This is a genomic window from Streptomyces sp. JW3, assembly GCF_052216785.1.
Taxonomy (GTDB): domain Bacteria; phylum Actinomycetota; class Actinomycetes; order Streptomycetales; family Streptomycetaceae; genus Streptomyces.
In genome coordinates, this window is the sequence record NZ_JBQOUX010000045.1 from 37,101 (window position 1) to 55,964 (window position 18,864).

General features: G+C 74.4%; 18 protein-coding genes. 10 read left to right on the forward strand and 8 right to left on the reverse strand.

Translation table 11 applies throughout. The features are described 5' to 3' along the window. The first annotated feature begins 47 nt into the window (after positions 1-47). Positions 48-1,277: an SLC13 family permease gene (locus ACTT8P_RS19745; protein WP_442833006.1), complete on the forward strand. Its 1,230-nt coding sequence runs from the start codon at positions 48-50 to the stop codon at positions 1,275-1,277. Between the two features lie 15 nt (positions 1,278-1,292). On the opposite strand, the gene ACTT8P_RS19750 is transcribed toward ACTT8P_RS19745, so the two are convergent. After that, a complete protein-coding gene (locus ACTT8P_RS19750) occupies positions 1,293-1,616 on the reverse strand; it encodes a hypothetical protein (protein WP_442832986.1) in 324 nt (107 codons plus the stop codon). Positions 1,617-1,722: 106 nt separating this feature from the next. On the opposite strand from ACTT8P_RS19750, the gene ACTT8P_RS19755 reads away from it, so the two are divergent. After that, positions 1,723-2,610 (forward strand): fructosamine kinase family protein, encoded by an 888-nt coding sequence (locus ACTT8P_RS19755; RefSeq protein ID WP_442832987.1) that lies wholly within the window; start codon positions 1,723-1,725, stop codon positions 2,608-2,610. 3 nt (positions 2,611-2,613) lie between these two features. On the opposite strand, the gene ACTT8P_RS19760 is transcribed toward ACTT8P_RS19755, so the two are convergent. Continuing rightward, positions 2,614-4,272 (reverse strand): catalase, encoded by a 1,659-nt coding sequence (locus ACTT8P_RS19760; protein WP_442832988.1) that lies wholly within the window; start codon positions 4,270-4,272, stop codon positions 2,614-2,616. A 311-nt stretch (positions 4,273-4,583) separates the two neighbouring features. Then, complete coding sequence (locus ACTT8P_RS19765) at positions 4,584-4,820, reverse strand: hypothetical protein (protein WP_442832989.1); 237 nt, start codon at positions 4,818-4,820, stop codon at positions 4,584-4,586. Positions 4,821-4,999: 179 nt separating this feature from the next. Here ACTT8P_RS19765 and ACTT8P_RS19770 point away from each other — a divergent pair, with 179 nt between their 5' ends. From ACTT8P_RS19770 to ACTT8P_RS19780, 3 genes are read left to right on the forward strand one after another with little or no spacing between them, the layout of a single operon-like run. Continuing rightward, complete coding sequence (locus tag ACTT8P_RS19770) at positions 5,000-5,674, forward strand: TetR/AcrR family transcriptional regulator (protein ID WP_442832990.1); 675 nt, start codon at positions 5,000-5,002, stop codon at positions 5,672-5,674. Positions 5,675-5,681: 7 nt separating this feature from the next. Next, positions 5,682-6,467, forward strand: a complete 786-nt coding sequence (locus tag ACTT8P_RS19775; protein WP_442832991.1) for an SDR family NAD(P)-dependent oxidoreductase — start codon at positions 5,682-5,684, stop codon at positions 6,465-6,467. A 45-nt stretch (positions 6,468-6,512) separates the two neighbouring features. After that, positions 6,513-7,553, forward strand: coding sequence for an NAD(P)-dependent alcohol dehydrogenase (locus ACTT8P_RS19780; RefSeq protein ID WP_442832992.1), 1,041 nt, complete (start codon positions 6,513-6,515; stop codon positions 7,551-7,553). Positions 7,554-7,689: 136 nt separating this feature from the next. Here ACTT8P_RS19780 and ACTT8P_RS19785 read toward each other — a convergent pair whose 3' ends face one another. After that, complete coding sequence (locus ACTT8P_RS19785; RefSeq protein ID WP_442832993.1) at positions 7,690-9,189, reverse strand: helix-turn-helix domain-containing protein; 1,500 nt, start codon at positions 9,187-9,189, stop codon at positions 7,690-7,692. Between the two features lie 86 nt (positions 9,190-9,275). Here ACTT8P_RS19785 and ACTT8P_RS19790 point away from each other — a divergent pair, with 86 nt between their 5' ends. From ACTT8P_RS19790 to ACTT8P_RS19805, 4 genes are all read left to right on the forward strand, one after another. After that, positions 9,276-9,896 carry an L-threonylcarbamoyladenylate synthase gene (locus tag ACTT8P_RS19790; protein WP_442832994.1) on the forward strand — a complete coding sequence of 207 codons (621 nt, stop codon included), beginning with the start codon at positions 9,276-9,278 and terminating at the stop codon, positions 9,894-9,896. A 139-nt stretch (positions 9,897-10,035) separates the two neighbouring features. After that, a complete protein-coding gene (locus ACTT8P_RS19795) occupies positions 10,036-10,791 on the forward strand; it encodes a dienelactone hydrolase family protein (RefSeq protein ID WP_442832995.1) in 756 nt (251 codons plus the stop codon). A 133-nt stretch (positions 10,792-10,924) separates the two neighbouring features. Next, complete coding sequence (locus ACTT8P_RS19800; protein WP_442832996.1) at positions 10,925-11,770, forward strand: MHYT domain-containing protein; 846 nt, start codon at positions 10,925-10,927, stop codon at positions 11,768-11,770. A gap of 48 nt (positions 11,771-11,818) precedes the next feature. Further along, positions 11,819-13,324, forward strand: coding sequence for a metallophosphoesterase family protein (locus tag ACTT8P_RS19805; protein WP_442832997.1), 1,506 nt, complete (start codon positions 11,819-11,821; stop codon positions 13,322-13,324). A 3-nt stretch (positions 13,325-13,327) separates the two neighbouring features. Here the strand turns inward: ACTT8P_RS19805 and ACTT8P_RS19810 are convergent, their stop codons facing one another. Continuing rightward, entirely contained in the window at positions 13,328-14,299 is a 972-nt protein-coding gene (locus ACTT8P_RS19810) for a TauD/TfdA dioxygenase family protein (protein WP_442832998.1), read from the reverse strand. A 130-nt stretch (positions 14,300-14,429) separates the two neighbouring features. On the opposite strand from ACTT8P_RS19810, the gene ACTT8P_RS19815 reads away from it, so the two are divergent. Continuing rightward, a complete protein-coding gene (locus tag ACTT8P_RS19815) occupies positions 14,430-15,260 on the forward strand; it encodes an aldo/keto reductase (protein WP_442832999.1) in 831 nt (276 codons plus the stop codon). 152 nt (positions 15,261-15,412) lie between these two features. On the opposite strand, the gene ACTT8P_RS19820 is transcribed toward ACTT8P_RS19815, so the two are convergent. The 3 genes from ACTT8P_RS19820 to ACTT8P_RS19830 form a co-directional block, all read right to left on the reverse strand. After that, positions 15,413-17,755 carry a SpoIIE family protein phosphatase gene (locus ACTT8P_RS19820; RefSeq protein WP_442833000.1) on the reverse strand — a complete coding sequence of 781 codons (2,343 nt, stop codon included), beginning with the start codon at positions 17,753-17,755 and terminating at the stop codon, positions 15,413-15,415. Between the two features lie 73 nt (positions 17,756-17,828). Further along, positions 17,829-18,296: a peroxiredoxin gene (locus ACTT8P_RS19825; protein WP_442833001.1), complete on the reverse strand. Its 468-nt coding sequence runs from the start codon at positions 18,294-18,296 to the stop codon at positions 17,829-17,831. After that, positions 18,293-18,673 carry a DoxX family protein gene (locus tag ACTT8P_RS19830; RefSeq protein ID WP_442833002.1) on the reverse strand — a complete coding sequence of 127 codons (381 nt, stop codon included), beginning with the start codon at positions 18,671-18,673 and terminating at the stop codon, positions 18,293-18,295. Before ACTT8P_RS19830 ends, ACTT8P_RS19825 begins: the two co-directional genes overlap by 4 nt. Between the last annotated feature and the right edge of the window lie 191 nt (positions 18,674-18,864).

Below are 18,864 nucleotides of genomic sequence, written 5' to 3' on the forward strand. Positions count from 1 at the left end.
CACCACTGAGTACCGCCGTCCTCTCCGAGGCCGTCCCGGTCGCCCTGCTGCTGGGCGTGCTGGTCTGCGCCGTCGTACGTCCCCGGGGCCTGCCGGAGGCCGCGGCCGCCGTGCCCGCCGCCGCGCTGGCCGTGGCACTCGGCACGGTCACCCCGGACGCGGCCTGGGCGCAGGTCCGCAGCCTGCTGCCGGTGGTCGGCTTCCTCGCGCTGATCCTGGTGCTGGCCCACCTGTGCGCCCGGGACGGCCTGTTCGAGGCGGCCGGCGCACTGGTGGCCCGCCGGTACGGGGGCAGCCCGCGCCGGCTGCTGGCCGGGGTGTTCGTGCTGGCCTGCGCGGTCACCGCCGTACTCAGCCTGGACGCCACGGTCGTGCTGCTCACCCCCGTGGTGCTGGCCACCGCCGCCCGGGCCGGCGCCCTGGCGCGGCCGCATGTGTACGCCACCGCGCACCTGGCCAACTCCGCCTCGCTGCTGCTGCCGGTCTCCAACCTGACGAACCTGCTGGCGTTCACCACCAGCGGGCTGACCTTCACCCGGTTCGCCGCGCTGATGGCGCTGCCCTGGCTGGTCTCGATCGCCGTCGAGTACGCGGTCTTCCGCCGCTTCTTCCGCGCCGACCTGGCCGTGCCCGTCGCCCCTGCGCAGGAGCGGCCCGCCGGGCGGGCGGAGCCGGCCGTCCCCCGGTTCACGCTCGTCGTGCTGGCGCTGACGCTGGCCGGGTTCGCCGTCACCTCGCCGTTCGGTCTGGAGCCGGCGTGGGCGGCGCTCGGCGGCGTGGTGCTGCTCGGCGGCCGGGCGCTGCTGCGCCGCCGGGCCACGGCGGAGGAACTGGTCGGCGCCGCCTCCCCGCTGTTCTGCCTGTTCGTGCTGGCGCTGGGGGTCGTGGTGCAGGCCGTGGTGGCGGGCGGGCTGGCCGACGGGCTGGCCCGGGTGCTGCCCTCGGGCCACTCGCTGCCGGCGCTGCTCGGGGTGGCGGCGGTGGCCGCCGTGCTGGCCAACCTGATCAACAACCTGCCGGCCGTGCTGGCCCTGCTGCCGCTGGCGGCACCCGCCGGCCCCGGCCCGGTCCTCGCGGTGCTGATCGGCGTGAACCTGGGCCCCAACCTGACCTACGTCGGGTCGCTGGCCACCCTGCTCTGGCGGCGCATCCTGCACCGGCACGGCATCGCCGCCGACCTGGGCCGTTTCACCCGGCTGGGGCTGATCGCCGTACCGACGACGCTGGTGGCCGCGACGGTGGCGCTGTGGGCGTCGCTGCGGGTCATCGGCACCTGAGCCGCGCGCGCCCCGTCACCAGGGCGTGCTCGGCAGGGTCGGACGGCGGACCGCCTCGGCGGCGTCCCGCAGGTGCAGGGCGACGGTGATCAGGGCGCGCAGCGCGGAGGGGCGCAGGTGCTGGGCGCTCTCCGCGGCCAGCACCAGCAGACAGCCCGCGGCCTGCTCGACCACCGGGAGGGGGATCTCGAAGTCCTCGTCGTCGGCGCCGCGGAAGGCGCGCCACGGGGCGGCGGCGCCGTCGATGGCCCGCTGCACCGCGTGTTCAAGGTGCTGCGCGGCCTGCTCGCAGACGGGGGGCGGCAGGATGATCGTGCGGGAGAACGCTGAACTGGTCATGGTCCCACTGGTCCCCCGCAGCCGGGGCGTTCGATCGGCGCCCGCGGCGGTATTCACCGGGTCGGCCGGTACCCGTGGTTCCGGCACCCGTGACTAGGGTGAGGCCATGGACACCTTCGGGGACACGACGGACGGTGACCGCCCCGGTGCCGCGGCGGCGCGGCTCACCGGACGGGCGGTGACGGGTGAGCGGCGGCGGACCGCGGGGCTCGCCGAGGTCGTCCTCGACGACGGTACGTCGGTGATGGTCAAGCGCGGCGACGCGGCGGACGCCGTACGGGCGGAGGCGGCCGGGCTGCGCTGGCTGACCGCCGCGCGGGCGGTCGCGGTGCCCGCGGTGCGCGGCGCGGACCGGCACTGGCTGGTCACCGACCTGGTGCCCGCGGGCCGGCCGGACGTCCGGGCCGCCGAGCGGTTCGGCCGGGAGCTGGCCGCGCTGCACGCCGCCGGGGCGCCCGCGTTCGGTGCCGCGCCGCCCGGCGGGCCCGAGGCGGCGTACATCGGCCGCGCGCCGATGCGCAACACGCCCGCGCCCGGTGCCGACTGGCCCGGCTGGTACGCCGAGTACCGGGTGCTGCCGTATCTGCGCCGCGCGGTGGACGAGGGCACCGTCCGGCCGGCCGAGGCCGCCGACGTCGAGCGGGTCTGCGCGCTCCTGCCCGAGCTGGCCGGGCCGCCCGAGCCGCCGGCCCGGCTGCACGGCGACCTGTGGAACGGCAATGTGCTGTGGGGCGCCGACGGCGCGGTCCAGCTGATCGACCCGGCCGCGCACGGCGGGCACCGGGAGACCGATCTGGCGATGCTGCGGCTGTTCGGCTGCCCGCACCTGGAGACGGTGCTCGCCGCCTACGACGGGGCCGCGCCGCTCGCCGCGGGCTGGGCCGGACGGGTCGGCGTGCACCAGCTGTTCCCGCTGCTGGTGCACGCCGTGCTGTTCGGACGGGGCTACGCCGAACAGGCCGTCGCCCTCGCCCGCGCCGCCCTGGCCGGGTGAGGGTCAGCGGGTGACGACGTGCCGTTCGTTCGGCACGCAGTGGGTCATCGTCAGCCCCTCGACGTCGCGCGGCGGGTTCTTGCCCAGGTTGGACAGCCGCTCGCGGTCGTCGTCGGTCAGGTCCTGACTGGCCAGCGGTTCGAGGCCGGCCACGTCCTGCGGCGAGATGCCGAGGCCCTCGCCGACCCGCAGCCCGAGGTCGTTCTCGACCAGCAGGAAGTGCCACACCATGCGCTCCTGCACCGGACGGTCGCACTGGGAGAGCAGGTTGACGAAGTTCTTCACCAGGTCGTCCCGCTCCCACTGCTCCAGCAGGCAGTAGCGCTGGCCCGCCTGGAGGTAGTCGTTGGTGCGCGGGATGCGCTTGCGGGTGACCCGGCCGCGGATCTCCGGCCCCTGCTCGTCGTGGGTGGGGTACTCGCCCTCGCGCAGGCCGCCGTCGGTGATGGACGGCTCGTAGTTGACGGACGGGTTGTCGCCGCCGTCCGTGTGGTAGGTCATCAGGCCGTCGCGCTGGTTGGTGTGCACGGTGGCGTTCTTGGCCTGGTTGACCGGCAGCTGGAGGTAGTTGGGGCCGACCCGGTAGCGCTGGGTGTCGCTGTACGAGAAGGTCCGGCCGACCAGCATCTTGTCGTCGGAGAAGTCCAGGCCGTCGACGAGGACGCCGGTGCCGAAGGAGATCTGCTCGTTCTCGGCGAAGAAGTTCTCCGGCATCCGGTCCAGCACCATCCGGCCGACCGGCCTGGGCGGGAAGTCCTGCTCGGGCCAGGTCTTGGTGTCGTCCAGCGGGTCGAAGTCCAGCTCCGGGTGGTCGTGGTCGTCCATCATCTGGACGAGCAGCTCCCACTCCGGGTAGTCGCCGCGCGCGACCGCCTCGTAGAGGTCCTTGGTGGCGTGGCCGGTGGAGTCCGCCTGCACGCCCGCGGCGTCCTCCTCGGTCATGCTGCGTACGCCCTGCTTGGGCATCCAGGTGTACTTGACCAGCTTGGTGTCGCCCTGCGCGTTCACCCATTTGTAGGTGTTGACGCCGAAGCCCTGCTGGTGGCGGTAGTCGGCCGGGATGCCGCGCGGGCTGAACAGGTTGACCAGCATGTGCATGCACTCCGGCGTCTGCGACATGAAGTCGAAGATCCGCCGGGGCTGCTGCTCGAAGGTGACCGGGTCGGGCTTGAGGGCGTGGATGACGTCCGGGAACTTGATGGCGTCGCGGATGAAGAAGACGGCCAGGTTGTTCCCGACGAGGTCCCAGTTGCCGTCCTCGGTGTAGAACTTCACCGCGAAGCCGCGCGGGTCGCGGGCCGCCTCGGAGGAGTCGCGGCCGCCGATGACGGTGGAGAAGCGCAGGGCGACATCGGTGCGCTTGCCGCGCTCCTGGAACAGCTTGGCCCGGGTGTAGCGGTCGATCGGCTCGTCGCCCCAGGCGCCGTACGCCTCGAAGTAGCCGTAGGCGGTGACCCCGCGGGCGTGCACCACGCGCTCGGGGATGCGTTCCCGGTCGAAGTGGCTGATCTTCTCGAGGAACTGGTAGTTCTCCAGCGTGGCGGGCCCGCGGGCGCCGACCGTGCGCTGGTTCTGGTTGTCGTAGACCTGGTGTCCCTGCCGGTTGGTGAGCACCTTCCGGTCGTCGTCGGGAGCGGGACCCTGGCTCGATACGTCGGTCATCTTCGTTCGGCTCCTTGGACTCGTGGCCGCCGCGGCGACGCGCGTGCCGAGACGGCGGCCGGCGGCCGGTCGCGTGGGCGTCCCGGGTACCCGGCCGCGCGGGGTCAGTCACTCGTGACACTGGCATGCCCCCGAGTCCCCCGCGACTGGCCGCGGAGGGCGGACCGGCGCATCGTGGACCCATGATCCCGAGCACCGCAGGCCCGGCGGCCGTCCCGCGCGCGGGACGGGACACTCCGACGGGCGCGTCCGCGCGGGCGAGCCCGGCCACCGCGGCCGTGCCGGTGTCCGGGCCCCGCGAAGTACGGCGGTCAGCCCTCGGCGAGCCGGGCGCGCAGCAGCTTCTTGCCCAGTTCGGCGCCCTTGCGGCTGTCCGCCTGGGCCTTGCGGAACAGCTCCGCCACCTCGGTGTCCTTGTTCCGCTCGGCGTCCTGGATGTACGTCTCCAGGCGCAGCGCGTTGTTCAGGCACGACTCGACGTACCAGATGAGGTTGTAGTCCTTGTCCTGCGTACCGGTCACCCCGCCGGTCTCCGCTCCGCTGGTCATACGGACCTCCCTTTCCCACGTCCGGTCGGACGGGACCTTCTTCGGAGCGGCCCGGGTACCCCGCCCGGGGCGGCACACGGCACCGGAACCGGCCATCCGGCCGGTGGCGGCTGCCGACCAACTCGCGTCCCGTTGGGACATATGTCCCAACGGGACATTCGAGGTGTATCGTGAACGGCATGACGGCAGCGAAGCCCACGGACCCCGCGGACGTCCCCGACGACCGGCGTCGGCTGAAGGCGCGGCGGACCAGGGACGCGCTGGCCGACGCCGCCCGCGACCTGATCCTGGACCGGGGCCTGGCCGCGACCACCGTGGAGGCCGTCGCGGAGCGCGCGGACGTCACCCGCCGCACCTTCAGCCGGCACTTCGCGGGCAAGGAGGACGCCGCCCTCGACTTCGTGCGCCGCGACGGCGACCGGATCAACGCGCTGCTGCGCCGCCGCCCGGCCGCCGAGCCGCCGCTGCCGGCGTACCGCAGGGCGGTGCACGCGTGGCTGACCGACCCGGCGGAGCCGCCGTTGCAACTGCGCCCGCGGATGCGCCGGCTGCTGGCCCTGGTCGACAGCGAGCCCGCCCTGTTCGGCGCCTACCAGCGCATCCGGGTCGACGCCCAGGAGGAGTCGATCCGCATCATCGCCGCCCGGCTCGGCACCGACGCCGCCCGCGACGTGCGTGCGGCCGCCGTCGTCGACGCCGCCGCCGGCGTCCTGGTCGCAGCCCTGCGGGTCTGGGCCCGCACCGGCGACCGCAACTCGTCCGCCGGGGACCTCGCCGCCCTGGTGGAGCGGGCCTACGACGCCCTGACTTCGGAGATCGCGACCGCGACCGCCGACAGCATCACAAGAGAGTGAAAGCACCATGAGCACTTCGGGCACCCCCGTCACCGACTACGGAACCGAGTTCTCCGGAAAGACCGCGCTGGTCACCGGCGCCGCCTCCGGCATCGGCCTGGCCACCGCCCGCCGCCTGGGCCAGGGCGGCGCGAAGGTCGTCATCGCCGACTACAACACCGAGGGCGCCGAGAAGGCCGCCGCCGACCTGACGGCGGAGGGCATCGAGGCCGCCGCCGTCACCCTGGACGTGACCAGCCCCGAGTCCGTCGAGGCAGCCGTCCGGTTCGCCGTCGACACCTTCGGCTCGCTCGATCTGGCCGTGAACAACGCGGGCATCGGCGGCCCGAGCGCCCCGGTCGGCGAGTACGACGTGGACGCCTACAGCCGCGTCGTACGCACCAACCTGGACGGCGTCTTCTACTCGATGCGCTACGAGCTGCCGGTCATCGAAGCCGCGGGCAACGGCGGCGCCATCGTCAACGTCGCCTCCATCCTCGGCAAGGTCGGCTTCGCCGGCTCCGCCGCGTACGTGGCCGCCAAGCACGGCGTGGTCGGGCTGACCGAGACCGCCGCCGCCGAGTACTCCGCCAAGGGCATCCGGGTCAACGCGGTCGGCCCCGGCTTCATCGAGACACCGCTGCTGAAGACCATGGACCAGGACGCCTACAACGGCCTGGTCGCCCTGCACCCGGCCGGCCGCCTCGGCACCTCCGAGGAGGTCGCCGAGCTGATCGTCTTCCTGCTCTCCGACCGCGCGTCCTTCATCGCCGGCAGCTACCACCTGGTCGACGGCGCCTACACCGCCGTCTGATCCCCACCGCCGACACGGGGGACGACAGAACGAAGGAGTTCGACCATGAAGGCACTTCAGTACCGCACCATCGGGGCACCCCCCGAGGTGGTCACGGTCCCCGACCCGGAACCCGGGCCCGGACAGGTGCTGCTGAAGGTCACCGCCGCCGGGGTGTGCCACTCCGACATCGCCGTGATGGAGTGGCCCGCCGAAGGCTTCCCCTACGAGCTGCCGCTCACCCTCGGCCACGAGGGCGTCGGCACGGTCGCCGCGCTGGGCGACGGGGTGACCGGCCTCAGCGAGGGCGACGCGGTCGCCGTCTACGGGCCCTGGGGCTGCGGCACCTGCGCCAAGTGCGCGGAGGGCAAGGAGAACTACTGCCTGCGCGCCGACGAGCTGGGCATCTTCCCGCCCGGCCTCGGCCGCCCCGGGTCGATGGCGGAGTACCTGCTCATCGACGACTCCCGGCACCTGGTCCCGCTGGACGGTCTGGACCCGGTGGCGGCGGTGCCGCTGACCGACGCCGGGCTGACGCCGTACCACGCCATCAAGAAGTCGCTGCCGAAGCTCGGCCCGGGCTCGACCGCGGTGGTCATCGGCACCGGCGGCCTCGGCCACGTCGCCATCCAGCTGCTGCGCGCGCTCAGCTCCGCCCGGGTGATCGCCCTGGACGTCAGCGAGGACAAGCTGCGCCTGGCCCGTGAGGTCGGCGCCCACGAGACGGTGCTGTCCGACGCCGGGGCCGTCGAGGCGGTCCGGAAGATCACCGGGCCGATCGGCGCGCAGGCGGTGTTCGACTTCGTCGGCGTGGCGCCGACCGTCAAGACGGCCGGCGGTGTCGCGGGCGTCGAGGCCGACGTCACCCTGGTCGGCATCGGCGGCGCGCCGTTCCCGGTCGGCTTCGGCCTCACCCCGTTCGAGGTGTCGGTCTCCGCGCCCTACTGGGGCAGCCGCAGCGAGCTGATGGAGGTGCTGGCGCTGGCCCGGGCCGGCGTGCTGTCGGTGCACACCGAGACATACTCGCTGGACGACGCCCCGCTCGCCTACCAGCGGCTGCACGACGGCAAGGTCAACGGCCGCGCGGTGATCCTGCCCAACGGCTGACCCGACGAGAACGCGGGGGCGCGACCGGTCCCCCGTTCCGGTCGTGCCCCCGCGCCGTGCCCCCGCGGTGTTCGAACCTAGGGGGCGGCCCGGCCGCTGTGAAGCGTGCCGGTGCCCGCTGTCCGGCCGCGGGGGCTCACCCGTGCACAGGTGCGTCCGGATGGTCCGGGTTCGTACCGCACAGCGGTGCGTGGCCGAGGTCGCCCACGGCCAGGTGGGCGAGGACCACCTCGTACAGGTCGCCGCCGCCGGCCAGCAACTGGCGCTCCAGGACCGGTTCGGCGCCGCGCACGTGCTCACGCACGGTCTGCGGATGCAGGCCCAGGGTCCGCGCGGTCCGCTCGGCGTTGCCGCCGGCCGCGATCCAGGTGCGCAGGGTGCGGCGCAGCCCGCGGGGGTCCGGCTCCAGCCGGCCGAGCAGGTCGCCGGCCCAGGCGCGCAGCGGGGGCCCGGTCAGCAGATCGGTGAGGCAGGTCCCGCCCGGCCCGCCGGTCTCCCCTTCGGCGGCGAAACCGGCCTCGGCGTTCAGGGTGAGGTGCGTGGTGGCCCGGACGGTCAGGTCGGCGAAGTCGGTGTCCAGCAGCGCCGCGACCCGGTCCATCCGGGCCCGGACGGTGTTGCGGCTGATGCCGAGGATCTTGGCCGCGTTGACCGCGGTGAACTCCAGGCCGAGCCGGGTGGTGGCGAGCAGTTCGGCCCGGGTGTGGTGCGGCAGCCGGTCCAGCGGGCGCAGTACCCGGGCGGTCCAGCCGCGCAGCGCCGCCGGGTCGATCAGCCGCTCGGGCGGGGTCCGCTCGGCGTACCCGGCGGCCCGCTCCGGACGGATCCGGGCGACCGCCAGGGCGCTGACCGCCTGTCCGTAGGCGGTGGCGGTGCGCACCAGGCTCTGCCGGACGCTGCCGCCCAGCAGCGCCCCGGGGTGCCGGCGGATCAGCGTCCGCAGTTCGTCACCGGTGCTCTCGCGGGGCGCCACGACGATCACATGGCCGTCCATGGCGGGGCAGCGCACGACCAGGGCGCGGTCCCGGGTGGCGTCCCGGCACTCGCGGGCCAGCCGGTCGCGCCGGTCGGGCGCGGTCTCCACGACGTGCACCCTGGCCGTGTCGGTGTCGAGCAGGCCGGGCCAGAAGCCCGCGGCGACCCGGCGGGCGGAGACGATCTCCTCCACCATCAGCAGTTGCAGGATGGCCAGGCGCAGGTCGGAGGTGGCCCGCTCCAGCCGGTAGCCGGTCGCGGCGGACGCGCGGGCGACCAGCAGCAGGGTGAGCGCCTGCGCGGTGTGCGCGACGATGCCGGCGGCCGTCCGGTCGAAGGGCGCCGCGCGGGCCACCGCGAGCACGGCGGCCGGTTCCGCGCCGCCACGCTCCACCCGGACCAGCCGCAGGTGCCGTCCGGCGTCCTCGAAGGCGGCGGAGGCGATCCGGCCGGCCGTCAGGTCCCGCAGCGGGCCCGCGTCGCACTCCACCGGCGTGCCGGCCAGCAGCCGCCCGGTGCCGTCGCGCAGCGCCACCGTCGCGGGCAGGGTGCCGGCCAGCCAGTCCACGACGCCGCGCACGTCGTCCCCGCCCGGTCTCAGCCGGCCGAGCAGTTCCTCCGCCCACCGCACCCGCCCGCTGTCGTCCTGCCGGCCCGTCACGTCGTCCCTCTCCTGTCGGGTTGTTCCGTTCCCCCCATCATCCCGGTCGGTCGGTCCGTACGGTTCCGGGGGCTTAAGCTCGGCGGATGGCGAAGTACTTCGACGTGCACCCCGACAACCCCCAGCCGCGCAGCATCGCCCAGGTCGCCGACAGCGTCCGCTCGGGGGCGCTGATCGCGTACCCGACGGACTCCTGTTACGCGCTGGGCTGCCGGCTGGGCAGCCGGGACGGCATCGACCGCATCCGTTCCATCCGCCGGCTCGACGACCGGCACCACTTCACGCTGGTGTGCCAGGACTTCGCACAGCTCGGTCAGTTCGTACGGATCGACAACGACGTGTTCCGGGCGGTCAAGGCGTCCACGCCCGGCAGCTACACCTTCATCCTGCCCGCGACGCGCGAGGTGCCGCGGATGCTCCAGCACCCCAAGAAGAAGACCGTCGGCGTCCGCATCCCCGACCACGTCGTCACCCAGGCGCTGCTCACCGAGCTGGGCGAGCCGCTGCTGTCCAGCACGCTGCTGCTGCCCGACGAGGAGGAGCCGCTGACCCAGGGCTGGGAGATCAAGGACCGGCTCGACCACGTGCTGGACGCGGTGGTCGACTCGGGCGACTGCGGCACCGAGCCGACCACGGTCGTCGACTTCTCGGGCGGCGAGGCGGAGATCGTCCGGTACGGCGCGGGGGACGCGACGCGCTTCGAGTGAGCGGGCGCGGGTGCCGGTGCGCGGCCGCTCGGGCGCAGGTCACCGCCGGTCCCGCCGGCCGGCCGTGGCACGATGATCCCGGTCCGCCCGCGCCCCGGGCGGCCGTGTGCCGACGTCACCACAGGAAGGCAGCCCAGCCATGACCTCCGTAACGGGAAACGCTGTCGACATCGCCACCGCGGACGGCACCGCCGACGCGTATCTGACCCGGCCCGACGACGGGCGGGCGCATCCGGCGGTGCTGCTCTACATGGACGCCTTCGGTCTGCGCCCGCAACTGCGGTCGATGGCCGACCGGCTGGCCGGGGCCGGGTACACGGTGCTGGTGCCCAACGTCATGTACCGGCACGGACGGGCGCCGGTCGTCGAACTGCCCGAGTTCATCGACCCGCAGGCGCGGCCGGAGATCTTCCAGCGGCTCCGCCCGATCATGCAGGCCCACACCACCGAGTCGGCGGTGCGGGACGCGGACGCCTACCTCCGCTGGCTGACCGCGCGCCCGGAGGCGGCCGACGGGCCGGTCGCGCTGACCGGCTACTGCATGGGCGCCCGCCTCGCACTCCTGACGGCGGGCTCCTTTCCCGACCGGGTGGCCGCGGTGGCCGGTTTCCACGGCGCCGCGCTGGCGACCGACGCCCCGGACAGCCCGCACCTGCTGGCCGACCGGATCACCGCCGAGGTGTACTTCGGCCACGCCGACCAGGACCAGTCCCTCCCTCCGGAGCAGCAGGAGCGGCTGGCGGCGGCGCTGACCGCGGCCGGGGTCCGGCACCGCTGCGAGGTGTACGCGGGCGCGGCCCACGGGTACACCCAGGCCGACACCGCCTCGTACGACGAGGCGGCGACCGAGCGGCACTGGGCGGCCCTGCTCGACCTGCTCAAGCGCGCGTTCTGAGGCGCGCGCTCTGAGGGCGTCGTTCCGGAAGAGGACGTTTCCTCTCGTTACCCGGAAAGCCTTGCAATTGCACGGCCGGGCCCCGTAGAACTCTCCTGCACCACATGCCGTGGCTCTGGGGGGGAGTTGGCTCATGGAAGGCACGGTCGACGGTTTCCGGTACGGGCTCGTCACCCCGGTGGCGGCCTATCTGATGGCCTGTCTGGGCGGTGCGCTCGGGCTGCGCTGCACGGTCCGCACGCTGCTCAACGCCCAGTCCTTCAAGGCGGGCTGGCTGGGGCTCGGCGCGGCCTCGATCGGCTGCGGGATCTGGACCATGCACTTCATCGCCATGATGGGCTTCCGCGTCGCCCAGACCCGGGTCCGCTACGACGTCCCGCTGACCGTGCTCAGCCTGCTGGTGGCGGTCGTGGTGGTCGGCGTCGGGGTGTTCATGGTGGGTTACCGCGGCGCCGGGCGCGGCACGCTGGCACTGGCCGGGCTGGTCACCGGGCTGGGGGTGGCCGCCATGCACTACCTGGGCATGGCGGCGCTGCGGCTGGACGGGGACCTGCGCTACGACCTGCCGACGGTCGGGCTCTCGCTGGTGATCGCCGTGGCCGCGGCGACCGCGGCGCTGTGGGCGGCGGTGACCGTGCGGGGCTTCCTGGCCAGTCTGGGGGCCAGCCTGGTGATGGGCGTGACGGTGTCCGGGATGCACTACACGGGGATGGCCGCGGTCAGCGTCCATGTGCACGGCACCTCGGGCGGCACCTGGGACGGCAACTCGGCCGCCTCGCTGCTGCTGCCGATGCTGCTCGGCCCGGCCGTCTTCCTGCTGCTGGCCGGGGTGGTGGTCATGTTCGACCCGCTGCTGGTGCTGGGCGAGGGCGACTGGAAGCCCCGGCCGGCCCCGGCCGGCCGGGGCGCCGAGCGCGCCGGGCAGCCGTACCCGCCGGCCCCGCCGCACGCCAACTCCGTACCGCGTCGGCGCGGTTGACGGCCCCTCCCCCGCGGCCCGGCCGGACCGCGTTGTTACCGTGCCGGGATGGCTGAATCCTCACGTGACACAGCGGAAGGCGCCGGCTGGGGTGCCGCGGAGCGCGGCGCGTACCGGCGGCTGATGCCCGAGCGGGTCGAGAAGCTCTCCTGGCTCGACCCGCGGACGCTGTGGGCGGCCCGCAACGGCGTACTGGCCTCCTGGTTCGGCGATCCCACCGGCCGCACCCGGCAGCGCTGGGTGGCGCGGCGGGCGGCGGCCGGCGCCCCGGCCGACAAGGTGATCCGCCGGGACGACCCCGACCGGTTCTCCTTCCTGGTGATCGGCGACACCGGAGAGGGCGACGACCCGCAGTACGCGGTCGTGCCGGGGCTGCTGCGGGCGGGCGGGGACACCCGGTTCGCGGTGCTGGCCAGTGACGTGATCTATCCGGTGGGCGCCGCCGACGACTACGGCACCAAGTTCTTCCGGCCCTACCAGGACTACCAGGCGCCGATCTACGCGATACCCGGCAACCACGACTGGTACGAGGACCTCGGCGGCTTCATGCGGGTCTTCTGCGACGACGCCCCGCCGCTGGAGCCGGAGCCGGCCCCGAGGCCGCTGACCCGCGCCTGGCTGCGCGCCCTGCTGTGGCACCGGCCCCGCCCGGACGACGGCCGGCGGCTCGAGGAGGCGCGTGCGCTGCGGTCGGCGCCGGCCCAGCGGGCCGTGCAGCCGGGGCCGTACTGGGCGATCGACGCGGGTCCGGTGCGGATCGTCGGGATCGACACCGGGTTGCTCGGGACGGTCGACGCCGAGCAGGGGGCGTGGCTGCGCGAGGTGTCCCGGGGGCCGCGCCCGAAGATCCTGGTCACCGGCTCCCCGCTGTACGTGGACGGCGAGCACCACCCCTGCGCGATCGAGGGCGGCGGCACGGTGGACGACATCGTCCGCGACCCGGCCCACCACTACGTGGCCGCGATCGGCGGGGACATCCACAACTACCAGCGCTATCCGGTCGAGGTGGCCGGCCGCACCGTCCAGTACGTGGTCGCGGGCGGCGGCGGGGCGTTCACGCACGCCACCCACACCATCCCCCGGGTCTCGGTCGGCGGCGTCACCGAGACGGACTTCCGCTGCTACCCGCTGCGCGGCGACTCCCTCGCCTTCTACAGCGGGCTCTACGGCCGCCGGCTGCGGCTGCGCCGCTTCTTCACCCTCACCGAGGCCGAGGCGACCGCCGTGATCGCCGAGCGGCTCGGGATCGGGCCGACCCGCGCCCAGCAGGACGGGGCGGCCCGGGTCACCCGGCGGGTCCGGCTGGTCGCCGGGCTGCTGGGGACCGGGCGGCGGCCGGAGCAGCGGAAGCGGTTCCGGCTGCCGGTGCGGAAGATCTACACGCAGTTGTTCTCGCCGGGTTCGGCGACGTACAGCCCGCCGTTCTTCAAGTGCTTCCTGCGGCTGGACGTCACGCCGGACGCGGTCCGGCTGCGCTGCTTCGCCGCCACCGGCAACCGGGCCCAGGAGACCGACCCGCCGGTGGAGGACGAGGTGACGATCCCGCTCGGGTGAGCGTCACCAGCGGCCCGCCGCGCTGCCGGTGAGGGGCTCGGACGGGCGGCCGTCGACGCCGGCGGGCACGTCTCCGTGGAGCATCACGCGGTGCATGATCCGCGGGTGGTCCAGGTGGGCGTTGTCGCTCGGCGCGAGATGGATGGTGGCCCGGTTGTCCCAGAAGGCGACGCTGCCCGGCGCCCAGCGGAACCGGACGGTGTACTCGGGCCGGGTCGCCTGCTCCAGCAGCAGCTGGAGGACCGCCGTGCTCTCCGGGCGGGTCAGGCCGGTGATCTGCTCGACGTAGTAGCCGTTGACGTACAGGATCCGCTCCCCCGTCTCCGGGTGGACGCGGACCAGGGGGTGGACGGTGGCGATCTGGTGGTCGAGCAGCCGGCGCAGGTAGGCGTCGTCGCCCGGGCGGGGCTGGTAGCCGACGCCGAGGCGGTGCTCGGCGCGCAGGCCGTCCACGAAGGCGCGCAGCGGGGCGGAGAGTCCGGCGTAGGCGGCGGCCAGGTTGGACCAGGTGGTGTCGCCGCCGTACGGCGGTACCGTCTCGGCACGCAGGATGGTCGCGGCCGGCGGGTCGACCCGGGCGCCGTGGTCGCAGTGCCAGCCGCGCAGCAGGGAGTGCCGGCGGCGGGCCAGCCACTCGTCGTGTTCCATGCCGAACCGGCCGCCCAGCTCCAGCCGGTCGGCGGTCGTCTCGACCTCGGGGAAGCCGGGCGGCGACGCCTTGCCGCGCCGGGGCAGCAGCACCGGTTCGCCGAACCGGCGGGCCAGGGCGACGTGGGCGGCATGGTCCAGCCGCTGGTCGCGGAAGAAGACCACCTTGAAGCGCAGCACCGCCGCGCGGATCGCGGCCACCTGCGCGTCGTCGAGGTCGCCTGCCAGGTCGACACCGGTGAGATCGGCGCCGATGTGCCCGGCGGCGGGCCGCACCTCGATCCCCGCCGTCGCCTGCGCCGCCCGTTCGGCCCTGTCCGTCGTCATGCGCGCTCCGTCGGTCGTCCGGCCCCCGTCCCGCACAGATCGTGACAGCCGTCGCCCGGTATGGCGACAGTGCCAGGGGGAAACATGGGGGCCGGACCCGATTTCACGATCTCCAGGAAGGCTCTCACCCGTGACCCGTATCCCGGCACACCCCCTGAACGACGGCACCTCGCTCCCCGCGCTGGGGCTGGGCACCTGGCCGATGGACGACGCGGAGGCCCAGCGGGCCGTGGCCGCGGCCCTGGACCTGGGCTACCGGCTGATCGACACGGCGGCGAACTACCGCAACGAGACCGGCGTCGGCCTCGGGGTGGCCGACTCCGGGGTGCCCCGCGAGGAGATCGTCGTCACCACCAAGCTGCCCGGCCGGCACCACGGCTACGAGGAGACCCTCGCCTCCTTCGAGCAGTCCCGGGCCCGGCTCGGCCTGGACTACGTCGACCTGTACCTGATCCACTGGCCGCTGCCCCGCGTCGACCGGTACGTCGACTCCTGGCAGGCGATGATCAAGCTGCGCGAGGAGGGGCTGGTGCGGTCGATCGGCGTCTCCAACTTCACCGCCGGGCACATCGAGCGGCTGGAGCGGGAGACCGGGGTGCTGCCGTCGGTGAACCAGATCGAGCTGCACCCGCTGCTCCCCCAGGACGAGCTGCGCGCCTTCCACGAGCGCAAGGGCATCCGCACCGAGAGCTGGAGCCCGCTGGGCCGCGGCAGCGACCTGCTCGCCGACCCGGCCGTCGCCGCCGTGGCCGACGCCCACGGGGTGACTCCCGGCCAGGCGGTGCTGCGCTGGCACACCCAGCTCGGCGCGGTGCCCGTCCCGAAGTCCGCGGACCCCGGGCGGCAGCGGCAGAACCTCGACGTCTTCGGCTTCGAACTGGACGCGGAGCAGATGCGGACGATCGGTGACCGCCCGCACCGGCGGATCGGCGGCGATCCCAAGACGCACGAGGAGTTCTGAGGCGGGTGCCCGGCCGGCGGTGCCCACCGAGGACCACGCACTGGCTGCCCGGTGGTCCAGCGTGGCTGCTGGTGACGACGGCGGGCGGGCCGGGCCCCTTCGGTGCGCACCGGGCGCATCCTCGGCCAGGTCGCGGCGGACAGCCGCGCCCCTCACTCCTGAGACAGCGACTGCTCGGCCCAGATGGTCTTGCCGCCGCCGGTCGGCCGGCTGCCCCAGCGCTGGGTGAGCTGGGCGACCAGCAGCAGTCCCCGGCCGCCCTCGTCGAAGGCGTGCGCCCGGCGCAGGTGCGGTGAGGTGGAACTGCCGTCGGAGACCTCGCAGATCAGGCTGTGGTCGCGGATGAGGCGGAGCTGGATGGGCGGTTCGCCGTAGCGGATGGCGTTGGTGACCAGTTCGCTGACGACCAGTTCGGTGACGTAGGCGCTCTCGCCCAGGCCCCAGGCGGCCAGCCGCTCCATGACGGAGGTCCGGGTGGCGGCGACCTGCGCGGGGTCGGGGGTGATGTCCCAGGTGGCGACCTGGTCGGCGCCCAGTGCCCGGGTGCGGGCCAGCAGCAGGGCCACGTCGTCGCTGGGGTCCTCGGGCATCACGGACTTGAGCACGTTGTCGCACAGCGCGTCCAGCGAGGGCACCGACGCGGTCAGGGCCCGGCACAGTTCGGCGGTGGCCTGATCGAGGTCGCGGACCCGGTCCTCGACCAGGCCGTCGGTGTACAGGGCGACGACGGAGCCCTCGGGCAGTTCCAGTTCGGTCGCCTCGAACGGCTGCCCGCCGACGCCGAGCGGCGGCCCGGCGGTCATGGCGACCAGGTGCGCGGACCCGTCGGGCAGGACCACGGCGGGCGCCGGGTGTCCGGCGGCGGCCAGCGTGAGGCGGCGGGAGACCGGGTCGTAAACGGCGTAGAGGCAGGTGGCGCCCAGTTCGGCGGCCTCGTCGCCCTCGCCGCCGGCGGAGAGGTGGGTGACCAGGTCGTCGAGGTGGGTGAGGAGTTCGTCGGGCGGCAGGTCGACGTCGGCCAGGGTGCGGACGGCCGTGCACAGGCGGCCCATCGTCGCCGTGGACGGGATGCCGTGGCCGACGACGTCGCCGACCACCAGCGCGACCCGGCTGCCGGAGAGCGGGATCACGTCGAACCAGTCACCGCCGATCCCGGCCGCCGACCCGGACGGCAGATAGCGGTGGGCCACCTCCACCGCCACCTGTCCGGGCAGGCCGGTGGGGAGCAGGCTGTGCTGGAGGGTCAGCGCGGTGCTGCGTTCCCGGGCGAACCGGCGGGCGTTGTCCACGCAGACGGCGGCCCGGCTGGCCAGTTCCTCTACCAGGACCACGTCGTCGTCGACATACGGTTCCCCGGGGTCGGCGCGGGCCAGCAGCACCACGCCGAGGACGGTGCCGCGGGCCCGCAGCGGCACCGCCAGGGCCGAGCGGACCCGGCCGCGCCAGGCCCGGTTGTGCGGGGCCTGCTCGTTGCGCAGCCGCATCCAGCGCTCGAAGTCGGGGTCGCCGGGGCCGCTGAGCACCGCCCGGCCCTCCCGCAGCGCCCGGGCGGGCACCGAGTACGTCGGGTGGACCACCTGTTCGCCCAGGTGGGGGGTGGGCCGGGGGTAGCCCTCGGTGGCGGAGCTGTGCGCCACCCGGCGCAGCGAGATGTCCGTCACCGACTCCACGACCGGCTCGTCGGTGCCCAGCACCCAGTCGAGCAGGTCGACGCCGGCGAAGTCGGCCAGCCGGGGTACGAGGAGGGCGATCAGTTCCTCGGCGGTGCGGACCACGTCCAGGGTGGTGCCGATGCCCGCCGCGGCCTGGTTGAGCAGGGCCAGCCGCTGCTGGGCCCGGTGCTGCTCGGTGGTCTCGATGCCGGCCATGGCGACGGCGGCCACCGCGCCGGACGGGTCGCGCACCGGCCACATCTCCACCCTCCAGGCGTGCTCGTCGAGCGGGGAGGAGGCGGGCGTGAAGGTCTCGTAGCGCGCGGGCCGGCCGGTCTCGGCGACCTGCCGCAGGTGCCGGTGGAAGCCCGAGCCGTCGGCCTCGATGCCCTCCATGATGTCCGAGAGCCGTCGTCCGACCAGCTCCGGTTCGCTCACGCCCAGCAGCCGCAGCGCGGTGTCGTTGGCGCGCAGGTAGCGCTGGCCGGTGTCGTGCACGGACATGGACAGGGAAGCCTGCCGGAAGGTCTCGCCGGCCAGGACGAACAGGTCCGTGTCCGGATGCTCGACGGTGACCGCGTACCCGCCCGGGGTGCCGTCCCCGGTGAGCAGGGGGTGGCCGCGCAGCGCGAGCGCCACCGCGGAGCCGTCCCGGTGCCGCACCAGGGCCGTGCCCGTCAGGGCGGACACGGCACCCGGCGCGAGGTCCTGGGCGAGCAGGTCCCGCGCGGGCCGGCCGACGGCCTCCTCGGCCGGGTATCCGGTCAGTCGCCGGGCGCCCTCGCTCCACCCCGTGACCAGGCCGTCGGTGTCCACGATCGCCGCAGCGGAGGCATGCTCCATGCCGTCCAGGATTATCCCTTTACCTCCCACTATCAACCGCTGTGGGGCCAGAGGGGCGGCCGGTCCGCGATTCCTAGGGCCGGTGAGCGCGCAGTGCGGCCAGGGCCCGGTCGGCGTGCGCGGCCATCCGCAGTTCGCTGTGGACGGCGTCCAGCACCGTGCGGTCCTCGGCGACGACGAAGGTCACCCGCTTGGTGGGGGCGAGGGTGAATCCCCGGCGCACCCCGTACCGCTCACGGACCGCGCCGTCCGCGTCGGACAGCAGCGGCATGCCGAGTCCGTGCCGGCCGGCGAACTCGCGCTGCCGCGGTACGGGGTCGCCGCTGACGCCGACCGGCCGGGCGCCGACGGCGGCGAACTCGGCGGCCAGGTCGCGGAAGTGGCAGGCCTCGGCGGTGCAGCCGGGGGTGAGCGCGGCCGGGTAGAAGAACAGCACCACCGGCCCCTCGGCGAGCAGCCCGGTCAGGGTGCGTTCGGTACCGGTCTCGTCCGGCAGTGTGAAGTCGGGGGCGGTGTCGCCGGGCCCCGGGCGGGCGCTCATGACCGCTGCCCGGCGCCGCGGGCGACGCCGCGGGCCCACAGCACCAGCGGCAGTTGCAGCGGCAGCCGTCCGTAGGCGGCGCTCTTCAGCGGCGCGGGGCGGTGCCGCCAGTCCACGGCCATCTTGACGTTGGCGGGGAAGACGCCGACGAAGAAGGCCGCGGCCACGTTGGCGGCGGCCGGCCGGGTGCGCGGCAGGGCGATCCCGGCGGCCAGCGCCAGTTCGACGGCGCCGCTGGCGTACGTCCAGGTCCGGGGCGTGCCCGGCAGGCCGCGCGGCACGATCGCGTCGAAGACGCGCGGCGCGGCGAAGTGGGCGGTGCCCGCGGCGGCCAGCAGACCGGCGAGCAGCAGGGGTGAGCGTTCGGACCGGGACACGGTTCCTCCTCGGGGGGCCTGGCGCGCGATATTACTCGACGGTAAGGCGGCGTGGGGGGGCGGACGCCGGGCTTGCGCGAGCCGGGGGGGGCGGAGGGCGAGCGGCGAGGGGCGGGCCCTGTACGGCCGCGCCGCCTGCCCAGGGCGATCGGCCCAGGGGACCGTGGCGGCGCCGGACGCCGTACGTACGG

Coding starts and splice junctions, on each gene's coding strand:
- ACTT8P_RS19750 (WP_442832986.1), bottom strand. CDS start 1,616: ATGACCAGTTCAGCGTTCTCCCGCACGATCATCCTGCCGCCCCCCGTC.
- ACTT8P_RS19755 (WP_442832987.1), top strand. CDS start 1,723: ATGGACACCTTCGGGGACACGACGGACGGTGACCGCCCCGGTGCCGCG.
- ACTT8P_RS19760 (WP_442832988.1), bottom strand. CDS start 4,272: ATGACCGACGTATCGAGCCAGGGTCCCGCTCCCGACGACGACCGGAAG.
- ACTT8P_RS19765 (WP_442832989.1), bottom strand. CDS start 4,820: ATGACCAGCGGAGCGGAGACCGGCGGGGTGACCGGTACGCAGGACAAG.
- ACTT8P_RS19770 (WP_442832990.1), top strand. CDS start 5,000: ATGACGGCAGCGAAGCCCACGGACCCCGCGGACGTCCCCGACGACCGG.
- ACTT8P_RS19775 (WP_442832991.1), top strand. CDS start 5,682: ATGAGCACTTCGGGCACCCCCGTCACCGACTACGGAACCGAGTTCTCC.
- ACTT8P_RS19780 (WP_442832992.1), top strand. CDS start 6,513: ATGAAGGCACTTCAGTACCGCACCATCGGGGCACCCCCCGAGGTGGTC.
- ACTT8P_RS19790 (WP_442832994.1), top strand. CDS start 9,276: ATGGCGAAGTACTTCGACGTGCACCCCGACAACCCCCAGCCGCGCAGC.
- ACTT8P_RS19795 (WP_442832995.1), top strand. CDS start 10,036: ATGACCTCCGTAACGGGAAACGCTGTCGACATCGCCACCGCGGACGGC.
- ACTT8P_RS19800 (WP_442832996.1), top strand. CDS start 10,925: ATGGAAGGCACGGTCGACGGTTTCCGGTACGGGCTCGTCACCCCGGTG.
- ACTT8P_RS19805 (WP_442832997.1), top strand. CDS start 11,819: ATGGCTGAATCCTCACGTGACACAGCGGAAGGCGCCGGCTGGGGTGCC.
- ACTT8P_RS19810 (WP_442832998.1), bottom strand. CDS start 14,299: ATGACGACGGACAGGGCCGAACGGGCGGCGCAGGCGACGGCGGGGATC.
- ACTT8P_RS19820 (WP_442833000.1), bottom strand. CDS start 17,755: ATGGAGCATGCCTCCGCTGCGGCGATCGTGGACACCGACGGCCTGGTC.
- ACTT8P_RS19825 (WP_442833001.1), bottom strand. CDS start 18,296: ATGAGCGCCCGCCCGGGGCCCGGCGACACCGCCCCCGACTTCACACTG.